We start from the raw sequence: 14435 nt of genomic DNA on the forward strand, positions 1-14435 counted from the left end.
TTCCTTCATGCGGGAAGCATCTAATGTGTGAACATATTGCTGTCCACCGATTTCTATAGTGATAGAAAGTGATACTATTTTCATGAAGCCGATCGTACAAATCTCGTTAGATCTGACTAATATTGAAGAGGCTCTGGAGACAGCGGCAATGGCAATGAGAGCCGGGGTTGACTGGCTGGAAGCAGGCACACCACTGATCCTCGCTGAAGGCTTAAATTGTGTGAAAGAACTACGCAAAAACTTTCCAGAAACGCCAATCGTCGCAGATCTCAAAACAATGGATGGTGGCTATCTGGAAGCGGAAATGATGGCCAAAGCTGGTGCAACGCACGTTGTAGTCATGTCAAGAGCACACGAAGAAACCATCCACTGCGTAGTCCAGGCGGGCAAAGACCATGGCGTCAAAGTCATGGGAGATAACCTGGCTGATGACATGGTTCCCGCTGCAAGAAGATTAGAAGACCTGGGCTGTGATTATGTGATTCACCACGTCGGCTATGATGAACGCCGCGGGATTGCAGCTCGTGGCGAACGGATGCCAAGCCCCCTGGATCAACTGAAAGAAGTTGTGGCAGCCGTCAGCGTTCCTGTGCAGGCGGTGGGGGGACTTTCCCTGGAACAAGCTATCCAGACACCCGAGTACGGTGCCCCACTTGTCGTACTGGGAGCCCCGCTGACCATTGACGCGGATTCATTCAAAACAGCAAGCGGGAACCTGGAAGACTCGCTAAGGCTGATTTGTGAAAAAGTACATGCATATGGTGATGTCGCCATCGGAGGTCAAAAATGAGCCAGGCTGAATTAATACAAACCGCTGTCGTCAACTACGCCCCTGAAGCAAACTCTGTCGAACTACAGGAGATTCCGGTACCGGAAATCGGACCAGACGAAGTGCTGCTGGAAGTGGCAGCGGTCGGCGTCTGCGGTAGCGACCTGCATCAATGGACGGCAGATCATAGCTGGCCCGTGAATTATCCCGTAGTACTCGGACATGAATTTGCCGGCAAGATTTTTCAAACCGGAAATCTCGTTCAGAACTGGTCAGAGGGAGACCGTGTTGTCAGTGAAACGGCAGCCATCATTGATCCTGACAACCCGATGTCACGCGAAGGCCGCTACAATCTCGATCCAACCCGTAAGGGATTCGGTTATGGTGTGAACGGCGCCATGACCAGTTTTGTGCGTGTTCCCGCGCGTTGCCTGCATCGCGTCCCTGACAGTTTACCACTGGAAAAAGCAGCTCTCACTGAACCCTGCTGCGTCGCATTCAATGCCGTTGTGATGAATGGAGAAATCCAACCCGGAGATCGCATCGTAGTCTTCGGGCCGGGACCGATCGGCTTACTCTGTGCTGCTATGGCGCGACTTCAGGGAGCAGAAGTCGCCGTGGTAGGATTGGAACGAGACAAGGGGCGCCTGGAAATTGCTGAACAGTATTATGGGTGTCAGCCGATCATCGCGGGACTTGACGACTGGGCCTACGAAGTTGACGGACTGGGAGTCAATGGAGTCGTGGATGCTGCCGGTGTATCTGTGACATTGAAAAAGTCGCTGGAAATAGTCCGTCCGGGTGGCTGGATCAGCAAGGTCGGCTGGGGACCACAACCATTGGGATTCTCTCTCGACCCTCTCGTACAGAAGAATATTCGACTGCAAGGCAGTTTCAGCCATAACTGGCCGATCTGGGAGCGAGTGATTCGCCTGTTGACCACAGGACAGTTGAATATCGAACCCATTATCGGTGGAACCTGGTCCCTGAGTGAATGGCATACCGCATTTGAAACCATGCACTCAGGTGAGATCGTGAAAGCTGTTTTAACGCCATAAGGTTGGTCTCTGCAGCTGCTGAAGATCATTCTCGATTTAAATATTACTGCAAACTGATGGAACTATTGATGCCAAAGCTCGCCGCATTTCCTAAAGCCTTTATGGATGAACTATGCCTGACCGGAAAGATGACTCTTCGCCAGTGGATTGATCTGGCTGCCACCCTGGATATTGACGGTCTGGAATTTTATGCCGGCTTTCTGGAAATGAAAGACAAGAATTTCTGGCCGGAAGCCAAAAAGATGGCCAGCGATCAAGGGCTGGAAATCCCCATGATGTGCTGCTCACCCGATTTCACACATCCTGACGCTGCATTTCGCAACGAGCAGATCGAACACGAAAAATTCTGGATGGAAATGACGGCAGCCCTTGGAGGAAAATATTGTCGAGTCCTGTCTGGACAACGCAGGCCTGAAGTTTCCCGGGAAGAGGGAATTCAATATGCAGTCTCGTCGATTGAGGCCTGTCTTCCACTGGCGGAAGAACTGGGACTGACACTGATTATCGAAAACCACTACAAAGATAATTACTGGGATTATCCGGAATTCGCGCAGATGGCAGATGTGTTCTGTGATCTTGTGTCTCGAATTGATTCACCCAATTTCGGAGTCAATTATGATCCGAGTAATACAATCCTGGCTGGTGAAGATCCTCTGGAACTTCTGGAACGAATCAAACACCGAGTGGTCACCATGCACGCCAGTGACCGCTACCTGACTGAGGGTACGATTGAAGACTTGCGTATGGAAGAAAACAGTCTGGGTTATGCCAGTCGACTTAGCCATGGAGTGATTGGAAAAGGACTCAATGATTATGACACCATCTTCTCCCAGCTGAAACAGGTCGGCTTCGACAGCTGGATCAGTATCGAAGATGGAGTGAATGGAATGGAAGAGTTACAGGAAAGTGTTGCTTTCCTCAGGGCAAAAATATCTCAGTATTGGCCGTAAATTGGTTAAAACAGCTTAAAACGAAGATCTTTAAAATAGATAAGCTGACTGGTCTTGCAGAGGCAGGAACGCGCAGATAGCATATATACATATGAATGCCACCTGAACCCTGCCAGACTTTTCATGTCTATCTGACCAGATATCAAATTTTGTTTGATCCTGATCGCCTGAGAGAACGTAGAATTTATATCAAGCAGTTACTGTGTCTGTTTGCCTTCAACATTCCAAAAGAGTCGTATTCCCATGCTGGCCAACATTAAAAACAACATTCCGACAATCCTTCTGATTTCTTCAATTTTAATTACATCAGGCTGTGGCGGATCTGATACCAGTCAGCAACGCGCAAATTCTAACCCGTTTACGCCTGCTAATAATAGTGCCGCCCCCGCGCGACCTGCGCCTGTTACCCCACGGTTATCTCAGTCCCGACCGGCGACAGCACCTGCCACTTCATCAGAAAAAAAACCTGTCACATCTGAAATGCGAACGGTAACAGAAACACCAGTCACATTGACACCGGAGACAGACCTGCTGAGCGAAATTCGCAAAAGAACTCTGGACGTAGAACAACCTGGTGTCGCGGTCATTGTGAAAGGGATTAACGGGAACGAAACACAGGCAATCCCGATTCTCCAGAATAATTTGAAGTCTGCTTTTCTGAATTCCTCTGACCAGAAAGATCAAGGCACAGAGATTCCCACAGAAAACGGGAAGGTCGATTTTTTCAGCAAGGACCAGCAACTGGTCCTGGTATTACATCAGGTTCCGAAAGATCTGTTTGCATTTGCCCAGAATCTTAATTGCGGAAAAACAAAAGAGATTGATGTCCAAAACCGGATCATTACGATCGAGGTCCAGCCTGAGGAGTTGAATGCACTCGCACTCCAACAGAAATCGAATTCTCTGACTCCTGATCCTTCAGTAAAAGTTTCTGCAAACTCCAGCTCTCTGAAAAACATGCCCAATTCTACTACTCCCAAACCGGAGATGAAACCGAAAGACACTGCTGACCCGAATAGAAATGATCGGGATTTAAAACCGCGCCCAGATGAAGATACGATCGACTGGGCACTGCGTGTGATATCTGGAACCAGTTCTTTTGCCCATGACACGGCTTGTAAAAAACTGGTCACGATGAAACCGGACACGGAAAATCTTGCCAGAGTATCTACTGTATTGGCAGAGACACTCCCGCAGGCCAAAGAAGGTTTTCGCATGAAAGAACATATCAACGCTATGTCCGTCTGGTATACCGACGAAGCAACACTTGCTTTTGCCACGTTACTGGAAGAAGAAAATTCAGCCCTGGTTCGAGAAGATATCATCCAGTTGATGCCGACGATTCACTCTGCCACAATGGCTGAAATCCTGGTCGGTCGTCTCCCCAATCGGGCAGACATGAAAGATGCGCGCACAGCTCTTAAAATCATGGGAACGATCGCGGAAAAACCGGTTCTGCGATTACTGGATGATCCTGACAAAGATATGAGAATCGAAGCCAGCAATATTTTACAGGCGATCGGAACCCAGGAATCGATTGATGCGTTGAAAAAACGAATCGAAGTAGAAGAATCGAAAGTCGTCAAACGACAGCTGGAAAAAACACAGGAAGAGATCCAAAAGAAGCTGGATGCAGCACAGCAATAATTTGCTCCTTTAGAAGCTCAGACCGTACTCAATATCCGGCTGCAGCACCATGTTTGCGCGTATCGCTGTGTCCCCTCAATCCGTCTGACTGACGTGAAACCGCCTGTGTTGCTGCCAGACTGGAGCTTTTCCTGATCGCATGGCCAAACTGTTTCAGTTGATCTCCAACCTGCTCATACAGTTCCTGTTCCAGCAGCAGGTCTTCTGGTACCCATTGATGGTGAATTCGGGGAGACTCAACCGCCTGTTTCGGCGTCATTCCAAATACGATCATATTCAACAGCACCTGCAGAGTGCTGGAAATGATGCGCGGGCCTCCTGAGGCGCCTGCAGAAAAGACTGCTTTACCCTCTTTGACTGCAATCGTAGGTGACATGCTGGAGAGTGGTTTCTTGCCCGGTTCGATCTCGTTGGCTTTACTCTGAAGCAAGCCGAAGGCATTAGGCTTGCCGGGGATGGCTGCAAAATCATCCATTTCGTTATTCATGACAATCCCGTATTGCGGGATCACGATGTAACTTCCAAATGTCAAATTAATTGTCTCGGTACATGCCACGGCATTTCCCGCCGCATCCATGACAGATAAGTGACTGGTTCCACCGTCTTTTGGAGAAACATACCGTCCATAGTCTTTCAGGTCTTTTGTCTGCTTTGTATCGATGCGAGCCGCCAGGCGCGAGGCGTATTTCGCGTCTGTTAATCGCTCCAGAGGAACAGGCACAAAGTCTGCGTCACCCAGGTATTCTGCCCGGTCTGCAAACGCGTGCTTCATGACCTCTGTCAGGAAGTGGAGTTCCTGAGCTGAATGATATTTCAGTTCAGCAAAAGAGTGCTCCAGGACCTGCTTTTCTAAAGCATTGATCATATTAAAAGATTCAATAATTGCGACACCTCCGCTGGACGGGGGAGGCATCGTCAGAATCTGATATCCATCAAAAGCAGTGGTGAGCGGTTTGCGGATGATCGGCTCTGTATCCTTTAAATCCTGATGTGTTAAAATCCCCCCCCCCTGCTTGCCACATGTCGCAACAATTGCATCAGCCACAGGTCCTTCATAAAATCCGGCACGACCATTTTCTGCGATCAGTTCCAGCGCCTGCAACTGGGGGCTGAAAAAACGCGCATTCTCTTTCCACGGTTCGCCATGATTCAGATATTCATCTATGAGTGGCTGGAATTCTTTCTGGTCCAGCACACCTTTCTTCATTCGAGCCAGCATAGACTTCTGTACGGATCGCATGTGGTCATTAATCGGAACACCACGACGGGCCATCTGAATCGCCGGCTGCATCACCGTCTTCAGATCCAGCTTTCCATACTCTTTGACAGCGTAGCACAGACCGGCGACATTGCAGGGTACCGCCACCGCCAGTGGCCCCTGTCGACTGGCTAGTTGACGTTGTTTCTCAGAACCAGACAAACGCGAATACATATCAGGTGTGGCTGCGGCCGGTGCGCGTTCACGATAATCGATGACCGTAGATTTCTGTTGCTCAGCGTCCCAGATCACCATGAATCCACCGCCTCCCAGACCACAACTGGCGGGTCTCAGAACAGAGAGCGCAAATGAAGTCGCGACAGCCGCATCAACGACATTCCCACCGGCTTTCAGAATGGCAATTCCTGCTGCACTCGCCAGCGGATGATCTGCGGCGACCACAGCGTTAGGATATATTTTAGAATCAATGTTCTCTGAATACTCTGCAGCAGACCCGGGAAGAGCTTTCCCTGACACTGCAATCATCAGAATAAGACTTAACATTTGATTCATAAATGATTTATGATGTATCAGTCGAAACGCCATAACTTTGCTTTCAATCGAAGAGATCTCGTGAAACGCCTATTCCTGTAAACGGATCAGACAATTGGTTTCTGCCGCTCGAAGTCTGGTTTGACTCTGATTATACTATGCGACCTGGCATGATGAATTTCCACATGGAATATAATAAATTCCGGTAAGCCCAGATTTCCGAGCTATTTTCCTGTTTGGCTCGTTAACAATATACAAGATCGCCACTGTGCAGCAGAGACGGTCACAGTACAAAATATCTGTTTAAATACAGCTGCATTATTATGACACTCACCCAACTTCATACTCCCGGTAAAGATAAGACCTGCCAGCTGGTGACACTCGGCTGTAAGGTGAATCAGTACGAAACGCAACTGGTCAAAGAAGCACTTGAGAAGAATGGCTATCGCGAGGCTGGAGAAGCGGAAACAGCTGATCTCTGTGTCGTTAATACCTGCACAGTGACTGCCACGGGTGATTCCAAGGGACGTAAACTGATTCGGAATCTTGCGAAGAATAATCCAGGAACAAAAATTCTGGTAATGGGCTGTTACGCCACTCGCGATCCTAAAACAGTTTCTGAGTTACCTGGTGTATTCGAAGTCGTCACTGACAAACGGGAACTGCCTGACATTCTGGAACGGCATGGCATCGTCGATATGCCCACCGGGATTTCTGAATTTGAAGGACGAAAACGAGCATACGTGAAAGTGCAGGATGGTTGCATCCTGCGATGTACCTACTGCATTATCCCCTCCGTTCGACCAGGCCTGCAGAGTCGTTCCCCGCAGGACATTGAAGCTGAAGTGCGGCGGCTGGTCGACAACGGTTTCAAAGAAATCGTGCTGACAGGAATCCACGTCGGTCATTTTGGGGTCGACACAACACGAGGCAAATCAGGCAAGCCTCCGTTTCGGCTCTGGCATCTGTTTCGCAAACTGGATCAGATCCCAGGTGACTGGAGAATGCGTCTCTCCAGTGTGGAAACGGCAGAGATTAACGACGATTTTATCTCCGCCGCTGCCGATTGCGAACATCTGTGTCCACAGTTCCACCCTTCACTCCAGAGTGGTTCCGATACCGTCCTGCGACGGATGAAACGTCGCTACCATGTCAGCCGTTTTCTCGAAAAACTGCAACGCATGCGTGAACGACTGAATCACCCATCCTTTACAACAGACGTAATCGTCGGATTCCCTGGCGAGACAGATGAAGAATTTGCAGAGACTATGCGGGCCTGTGAAGAAGCAGCCTTTATGAAAATTCATATCTTCCCCTTCAGTGCCCGTAAGAGTACTCCGGCTGCTACATATGAAGATCAGATTTTACCTGAGATTCGTCAGGAACGCTGTGCACAACTGGCAGATCTGGAACGTTCTCTGGCACAAAAGTTCTATCACACTTTAATTGATCGCGATCTCGAAGTGATGATCGAACGTGAATGTGACGATCGCCCCGGCTGGGTTCGTGGCACGGATCGCTGGTATGCCCCAGTAGTCTGTCCGGGAACCAAAGCAGACCTGGGGAAATTCGTCTATGCACGAGGCAGCAGCGCCCACCTCGAATTTCTCGAAGCGGATCGACTTTCTCCTTGAGGGTTGTTGCGAAATCTTACTTTGCACTGCCATCTGTAGACATTTCAAACTGACAATAAAAAACCGTTTTCTAAAAAGAGAGAAATTGAGTGGCAGTCATCATTGCGATTGAAGGGATTGATGGTTCTGGAAAAGGAACACAGGCAGGCAGGTTGCATGCCCGCTGCCAGGCGGACGGAATCAAATCCAGCCTGATCGGTTTTCCCCGTTACGACCAGACATTATTCGGCAAATCGATTGGGGACTTTCTGAATGGTCGCTTTGGAGAGCTGGATGAAGTTAATCCCTTTCTCGCTTCACTGTTGTACGCAGGCGATCGTTTTGAATCTCGATCACATATCCTGAACACGATCGAAAGCAGCGATATTGTGATTTTTGATCGCTATATCTCTTCGAATGTGGCTCACCAGGGAGCTAAATTATCTGGAGCAGAGCGGAGTGAGTTCATCGAATGGATTGAACAGATTGAATACGCGATTTATAAAATGCCCCGCCTCAATCTTGCGATCCTTCTGGATCTTCCCGCAGACCAAGCCCAAAAACTGGTTGCCGAAAAACAGGCACGCTCATATACAGAGAAGGTCGCTGACCTGCAGGAAGCAGATCAGTCTTACCTGGCAAATGTTCGTGAAGTCTATCTGCAACTGGCAGAGGAGAATCAGCATTGGCAGAAAATTGAATGCCTGCAGAATGAAAGCCTCCGGTCAATCGAAGAAATTGGTGACGAAATCTGGTCGCATGTCGGCAAGTTAATCTGAAGACGGACCTGTCTTCAGATCTTTGTTCAGATCCCATTTGAACAGAAGCACTGCCTGGATTAATCTTAATCAAACCTGAATCAAAAATACTCTTGACCCTCTACAGCGATCACCTGTCTAATATCAATATTCTTTGATCTTTGGAAGGGAGACAGGAATCGTGAAACGTGCGCTCAGTCAACTGACATTACGGGAAATGTTCTCAGATTCCGAGCGGCTCACTTCTGAACTGGTAGAGCATCTGGAACTGGGTTTTATTCCCATGAACGAGCAGATGATTCGTCTGGTTCGTGAGCTACCTGACGGCGTCGAAAAACGACGCGTCGAGGATATCAGCGTTCGGAATCAGGCTGCGGAGCTGTTAAAGAGCGATGAGTTCTCTCAGGAACTGTTCAAGAAGCTGGACCAGTATCTCACCGCCATTGACCAGTCAATTAATCGAATCATTGATGGTGAGTAAGTTTTCCAACAGCAGATCCTGGCGGGGCAAATTCCTCTACCAGTTTCTTGGCACTCATTAACCCATCCACGGCTGCAGAAACAATTCCGCCCGCGTAGCCAGCACCTTCTCCGACAGGATACAAACCTCTAAAGCCGGGCGCCTGATAAGTATCTCGTTCCCGATCAATGCGAACCGGAGAACTCCCCCGCATTTCCGGGCCAACCAGCACCGCATTTGCCAGAAAGGCGCCGCGCCATTTCTGATCCATCACAGGCAATCCGTTTTCTATCTGTGAGAGTACGACCGGGGGCAAAACCTGATGTAACTCGGTGGCAACCACGCCCCGTTGATATGTGCCAGCATAAGAAAAACTCGAGTCAGTCTTCTTCTGTTTTAGGAAATCACCCGCGCGCTGGATCGGACAGAGATAATTTTTCTTTCCTAATGCATACGCGATCGCTTCATACTTCCTCTGCAGTTCGACTCCCGCCAAAGGATGTTCGCTGCCAAATTCTTCCGGATAAATCGTCGTCATGACACCACTGTTGGCATAACCGGTATCATGTCGCGAATTACTCATGCCATTGGTACAGAACATTTCGGGTTCGGAAACGCTGGGCATCACAATGCCCCCTGCGCACATGCAAAATGTATATAGATCGCGCTTTCCCTTGGTGATCATGGTATAGTCGGCGGCACCCAGAAGAGAAAGATACTCTTCGCGACCATATTTATGCCGGTTGACCTGTTCCTGAGGTTGTTCAATTCTGAGTCCCAGCTGAAACGCTTTCCGAAACATGGGTACGCCCAGCTCATACAACATCTGATAGGTATCTCGGGCGCTGTGACCAATACCAAGAATCACATGCGACGTCTTAATATAACCTGATGACGTCATGATGCCCTGAACCTGTCCGTCAACGATATCCATACCTTCCAGGCGACATTCGAAGTGAAATTCACCACCTAGTTCATCGATCTTGCGACGAAAGTTGCGACAGATCATGGGAAGTTTATTACTTCCCAGGTGGGGACGATGCTCGTAAACGATACTGGAGCGCGCACCACAATCGACAAAACGGTCCAGAACCCATTGCACGTCTGGACCACTTAAACGACAGGTCAGTTTCCCATCGCTGAAACAGCCTGCTCCCCCTTCCCCGAACAGATAGTTGTTTTCTCTATTGAAATCTTCTCCCCGGTCAAAACGTCTGATTTCCGGAACCCTCTCTTTGACAGGGAAGCCACGCTCAAGTATGAGTGGGCGGTACCCTTTGAGAGCCAGATAATATCCTGCCAGCAGACCAGCGGGGCCAGAGCCGACTACCACTGGTCGCTCTTCAAGGGGCTGCGTACCATTTTCAGGATCGTGGAAAGGTGCCTGCGAATATTCCTGAATAGAGGAATCATCTCGCAGTTTTTTCAATACACCTGCTTCATCAGGGAGAGTCACTTCTGCTGAATAGACGAACCGTAAATCATGTCTTGAACGCGCATCCAGACTTTTACGAAGAATTCGATAGGCTTGGATCTGGTCCGCGTTGATGCCCAGTTGTAGTGCAATTTTTTCTGCTAGTTCTTGTTCGGGAAATTCAACTGGCAGGCGGATATTTGTGACTTTAAGTGACATAGAGCTTAAACCGAAATCAATCGAGCGCAGTGGCAGGATACCTGACCATGCCGAGCAATGCGTCATGTTATACCGCCCGGGTAAGCGAATGCAATTTTGTCACTTCGAAACAATCAGAAAAGCAAAAAATACTTTGCTGTCGATGTTCAGGCAGCTTTACGAAACGGGACTGTTACCTGTTCCTGTACAGGGCCAGACAGAAGCTGCTCAAGTTCTCGTTCCAGTTCTTCCATTTTTTCCTGCACCAGTTCAGTATATTCTCTCATCTCTTCCCGGGAAATATCTTTCGGGACGTGAATGGGATTCCCCACGAGATAATAAACTGTCGCAAAGGGCTTGGGGATCCAGATACTGGTCCAGCTACCCTGAAATTTCCAGCAACGCGAAGAGGCGAACGCATTGGGAACAATACTTCGTCCCGAATGGGATGCCAGAAACACAATACCCGACTTCATTTTGTGATGCGGTCCCCGTGGTCCATCAGGGGTGATCACCACATGCTTACCTTCTGCTGAATTCATTAGTTTTTTCATGGCACTCGCACCGCCACGCGTAGTTGAACCGCGAATAGCTCCCATGCCAGCTGCCTTTAACATCGCTTCAATGGTATCTGCATCCCGGTGCTGACTGATCAGTGCCACACTGTTATGTTCCACATTACAGAAGAGTGGTGGGATTACTGAATCATGCCATACACTATACAGAAAACGATCCGAACCCGTATCTGCAAAGGGACACCGATCAAGACTGTCACCAATGAACTCCAAGCGTGTTGTCTTAAAAATCATGCGGATTACAAAGACAATCAGGGAATTCAGAATACCCAGTAAAGCTCGACTCTTAATTTTCAACCGACTACTCCTGCAGGAAACGATATCTGATAACTCAAGTGAGGATGCAGAATTGTACTCATGTTGGCATCTGCGCAAATCCCAATTCTCAAATTCCTGATTTGGTACCAATCTCCGCTAAAAACATATCACCAGGCGACGTAAATCACCCAGTTTCACAATATTTTGCACAGATTAAGTCTCATCAAAGCTGATATGAAGCGCTTCCATCCTCCGGTATAACTTGGCACGGGTCAGCCCCAACATGCGTGCAGCTTCGGTCCGGTTATTTCTGGACTGTTCTAATGCGAGCAGAATCTGTTCTTTCTCCACCAGGGCGAGAGATTCCTCCAGAGTGCGTAGTGGAGCTGGCACTGAAGGACCCAGCGAACGGGCATCAATTCCGGTTTTAAACCGCAGAGGGAGCGATTCACGTGTGATGACCGGCTCAGTAGTCGCTTCAAACGCCCCCTGAATCACCCGGGTCAGCTCATCCAGATTGGCGGGCCAGTAGTAATCCTGAAATAACGACAAAACCCCGGGTGCAAAACCACTGACCTGTTTCTGCTGATAACGGTTTTCATTTTCCAGAAAATGCTGCGCTAACAGCTCCAGATCTTCCCTTCTTTCCCGTAACGCCGGAACCTGAATTTGCATCGTTGTTATAAAATAAAAAAATTCAGAGAGAATCGCTTCTTGATCCAACAAATCCTGAAGAGGCATCGGGCTGGAAGTCATTAACCTGACATGCACGCTGGCCGCTTTCACCTGCAGATGTTCCAGAATCAATTCCTGAATGTCACGAGGCAGACTTTGAATTTCAGTCAGAAATAAGACTCCTGGTTCCAGAGGAATCGATTCATCGTAATCCCGCTCAAAGATTTTTTTCACAGTCTGCTTAAGTTCCCGGGGAGGAAGTTTTTCGCAATTGAGTGGAATAAATATTTTACGTCTCTGCTCGCTTTCAAAATGAATCGCACGCGCCAGATGCTCTTTTCCCGCCCCCGCTTCACCTTGAAAGTGGACCGGTTGTGTAGTTCGAATCGCCAGCTCCAGTTGTCGCAGGACACGCTGCATGCCCGGACTTCGTGCAATGAGCGTCGAAAAACGAAACCGGTTCCGCAGTGACAACCGCAAAGCAGCCAGCTCAGCATGTAGCTGCTGAGAAGCAGAAGCCGATGGAAGTGCCTGGGGGTTCTGAATTCGCTCAATGAACCCCAGAACCAGTTTTGTCCTTTGCTGATCATCTGCCAGAGGGCTATATCGAATGAGGCAGGGAATCGTTTTCCCACTGCGCGAGAGCAGGAAGCGGGGGACTTCCAGGCGAGTCCCCTGAAAGACTTCCGCCGGGGGGCAGAGTAAATTACAAACAGATTCACATTCTTCCGTGTCGGTATCGATCGCATAGTCACAAGTCTGACCCAGAATTTCCTCGGCCGACCATTCCAGAAGTTGCTCACACCCCTGATTAAAAAATAATATCGTCCGTAAATTATCAAGAGCAAATACAGGCGTACTGAGAGCATTTAAACGGGTCTCAAGCCGGGTACGGCGTCCTGATCCTCGTTGCATGCTTTCCTCTACCCTTTCCTGGATTTCAGTAACTCATCCCATGTTCCATCGGGCTTGAACTGCGTGCTGGAATGTAAAAACGACTACCTTGATACAGTCCGGTTATTGAGATCATCCACTCACCCATTATACACCAAATATTCTTGAACGAGCTGATTCGTAAACGGAATTTAATCAACGCTGCACGCGCCCTGATCCCGCACCGTTCATCAACGCTTCGATCTCTTTGCGAGTTGAATAATTGAAATCACCCTGAATACTATGTTTCAGGCAGCTGGCTGCGACGGCGTAGCGGATGGCCGTCTCGGGAGCAGCCAGTTCCGGTGTATTCAAAGCAAAGATCAACGCGCCGGCAAAGGAATCCCCGGCACCAACCCGATCGACAATATTGTGAATTTGATAACTGGAATAATTGCCGTCGCTATCGCATGGCGCAAAGACAGCCTGCTGCTGATTCTGAGTATACAACATGGCTCCCCAGTTGTTGTGACTGGCGGAAATACTTTCCCGTAATGTAATCACCACCTGTTTGACATTGGGAAACTGCTGTGTGATCTGTTCCGCCACTGCAATGTAGCCTTGAACATTCAACTCACCCGCATCCACATTGGATTCAGGAGCACGGATCCCTAATGACAGATCGGCATCTTCTTCATTGGCAATCACCACGTCCACATAGGGAACCAGCGAGCGCATCGTTTCTTTTGCCAGTTCAACCGGTTTGCTACCGCTTTTCCAGTTCCACAATTTTTTACGGAAGTTCAAATCGCAGGAAACCATTACGTTTCTCTCCTGGGCCTCCTGTACTGCCTTCAGGGCAAGTTCTGCCCCTGATTCACTGATCGCTGGAGTAATCCCTGTAATATGAAACCAGGTTGCACCTGCGAAAACCTGATCCCAGTCAAACTCATCCGGAGTCGCCAGAGCAATGGAACTGAACTCACGATCATAAGTCACTGTACCTCCGCGCTGGTTTGCTCCTGTCTCTACAAAATAAATACCAAAACGTCCACGGGAACTACGATGGATCAGACTGGAATCAACGCCTGTTTTTTTAACTTCTTGTATAAGTGAGTCCGTTATGGCATTATCTGGTGAAGCCGTGACAAAAGCGGAGGCGCCTCCCTGCAGAGAAATGGAAACAGCCACGTTAAGTTCTCCTCCACCAAACGTCGATTCGAGTATACCTGGTAACGACTGGCTGATTCTCAAATGATTCTGAGGGGCCAGCCTTAACATAACTTCACCAAATGTGACTACTCTCACGAGACACCTGCAATATATTGAATGAGAAAATGACGTTGATTGAACAGTTCCTCAGCTTACACTGGCGGGATGAATCATTCCAGCGACCGGGATTTTTCAGAGCGGTTTTGAGCCGAGAGAACCTGGATT

The 14435-nt window shown here is 48.8% G+C and carries 12 protein-coding genes; 7 read left to right on the forward strand and 5 right to left on the reverse strand.

Annotated features, from left to right (window positions below):
* The first annotated feature begins 82 nt into the window (after positions 1–82).
* The 4 genes from ACN0YH_RS11805 to ACN0YH_RS11820 all read left to right on the forward strand — a co-directional run bounded on the left by ACN0YH_RS11805 (position 83) and on the right by ACN0YH_RS11820 (position 4424).
* On the forward strand, positions 83–790 hold the full coding sequence (locus ACN0YH_RS11805) for an orotidine 5'-phosphate decarboxylase / HUMPS family protein (RefSeq protein WP_417379764.1): 708 nt from the start codon (positions 83–85) through the stop codon (positions 788–790).
* Positions 787–1827, forward strand: coding sequence for a zinc-binding dehydrogenase (locus tag ACN0YH_RS11810; protein WP_417379765.1), 1041 nt, complete (start codon positions 787–789; stop codon positions 1825–1827). The genes ACN0YH_RS11805 and ACN0YH_RS11810 overlap by 4 nt, the downstream gene beginning before the upstream one ends.
* A gap of 68 nt (positions 1828–1895) precedes the next feature.
* Complete coding sequence (locus ACN0YH_RS11815; RefSeq protein ID WP_417379766.1) at positions 1896–2777, forward strand: sugar phosphate isomerase/epimerase family protein; 882 nt, start codon at positions 1896–1898, stop codon at positions 2775–2777.
* Between the two features lie 243 nt (positions 2778–3020).
* On the forward strand, positions 3021–4424 hold the full coding sequence (locus ACN0YH_RS11820; RefSeq protein WP_417379767.1) for a HEAT repeat domain-containing protein: 1404 nt from the start codon (positions 3021–3023) through the stop codon (positions 4422–4424).
* Between the two features lie 28 nt (positions 4425–4452).
* Here the strand turns inward: ACN0YH_RS11820 and ggt are convergent, their stop codons facing one another.
* Complete coding sequence (gene ggt, locus ACN0YH_RS11825) at positions 4453–6168, reverse strand: gamma-glutamyltransferase (protein WP_417380083.1); 1716 nt, start codon at positions 6166–6168, stop codon at positions 4453–4455.
* A gap of 329 nt (positions 6169–6497) precedes the next feature.
* On the opposite strand from ggt, the gene mtaB reads away from it, so the two are divergent.
* The 3 genes from mtaB to ACN0YH_RS11840 all read left to right on the forward strand — a co-directional run bounded on the left by mtaB (position 6498) and on the right by ACN0YH_RS11840 (position 9026).
* On the forward strand, positions 6498–7808 hold the full coding sequence (gene mtaB, locus ACN0YH_RS11830; RefSeq protein ID WP_417379768.1) for a tRNA (N(6)-L-threonylcarbamoyladenosine(37)-C(2))-methylthiotransferase MtaB: 1311 nt from the start codon (positions 6498–6500) through the stop codon (positions 7806–7808).
* A gap of 89 nt (positions 7809–7897) precedes the next feature.
* A complete protein-coding gene (locus ACN0YH_RS11835; protein ID WP_417379769.1) occupies positions 7898–8566 on the forward strand; it encodes a thymidylate kinase in 669 nt (222 codons plus the stop codon).
* Between the two features lie 160 nt (positions 8567–8726).
* A complete protein-coding gene (locus tag ACN0YH_RS11840; RefSeq protein ID WP_417379770.1) occupies positions 8727–9026 on the forward strand; it encodes a hypothetical protein in 300 nt (99 codons plus the stop codon).
* Here ACN0YH_RS11840 and ACN0YH_RS11845 read toward each other — a convergent pair.
* The 4 genes from ACN0YH_RS11845 to ACN0YH_RS11860 form a co-directional block, all read right to left on the reverse strand.
* Positions 9010–10704 (reverse strand): NAD(P)/FAD-dependent oxidoreductase, encoded by a 1695-nt coding sequence (locus tag ACN0YH_RS11845; protein WP_417379771.1) that lies wholly within the window; start codon positions 10702–10704, stop codon positions 9010–9012. The genes ACN0YH_RS11840 and ACN0YH_RS11845 overlap by 17 nt on opposite strands.
* A gap of 80 nt (positions 10705–10784) precedes the next feature.
* Entirely contained in the window at positions 10785–11489 is a 705-nt protein-coding gene (locus ACN0YH_RS11850) for a lysophospholipid acyltransferase family protein (protein WP_417379772.1), read from the reverse strand.
* A 174-nt stretch (positions 11490–11663) separates the two neighbouring features.
* Entirely contained in the window at positions 11664–13040 is a 1377-nt protein-coding gene (locus tag ACN0YH_RS11855) for a sigma 54-interacting transcriptional regulator (protein ID WP_417379773.1), read from the reverse strand.
* A gap of 174 nt (positions 13041–13214) precedes the next feature.
* On the reverse strand, positions 13215–14306 hold the full coding sequence (locus tag ACN0YH_RS11860; protein WP_417379774.1) for a PfkB family carbohydrate kinase: 1092 nt from the start codon (positions 14304–14306) through the stop codon (positions 13215–13217).
* Positions 14307–14435: the final 129 nt, after the last annotated feature.

The organism is Gimesia sp. (assembly GCF_048262075.1).
Classification (GTDB): domain Bacteria; phylum Planctomycetota; class Planctomycetia; order Planctomycetales; family Planctomycetaceae; genus Gimesia.

What these genes read in the sequence shown, in the direction of transcription:
- mtaB (WP_417379768.1), top strand. Translation starts at nt 6,498, where the DNA reads ATGACACTCACCCAACTTCATACTCCCGGTAAAGATAAGACCTGCCAG.
- ggt (WP_417380083.1), bottom strand. Translation starts at nt 6,168, where the DNA reads ATGATTGCAGTGTCAGGGAAAGCTCTTCCCGGGTCTGCTGCAGAGTAT.
- ACN0YH_RS11855 (WP_417379773.1), bottom strand. Translation starts at nt 13,040, where the DNA reads ATGCAACGAGGATCAGGACGCCGTACCCGGCTTGAGACCCGTTTAAAT.
- ACN0YH_RS11845 (WP_417379771.1), bottom strand. Translation starts at nt 10,704, where the DNA reads ATGACGCATTGCTCGGCATGGTCAGGTATCCTGCCACTGCGCTCGATT.
- ACN0YH_RS11820 (WP_417379767.1), top strand. Translation starts at nt 3,021, where the DNA reads ATGCTGGCCAACATTAAAAACAACATTCCGACAATCCTTCTGATTTCT.
- ACN0YH_RS11805 (WP_417379764.1), top strand. Translation starts at nt 83, where the DNA reads ATGAAGCCGATCGTACAAATCTCGTTAGATCTGACTAATATTGAAGAG.
- ACN0YH_RS11815 (WP_417379766.1), top strand. Translation starts at nt 1,896, where the DNA reads ATGCCAAAGCTCGCCGCATTTCCTAAAGCCTTTATGGATGAACTATGC.
- ACN0YH_RS11810 (WP_417379765.1), top strand. Translation starts at nt 787, where the DNA reads ATGAGCCAGGCTGAATTAATACAAACCGCTGTCGTCAACTACGCCCCT.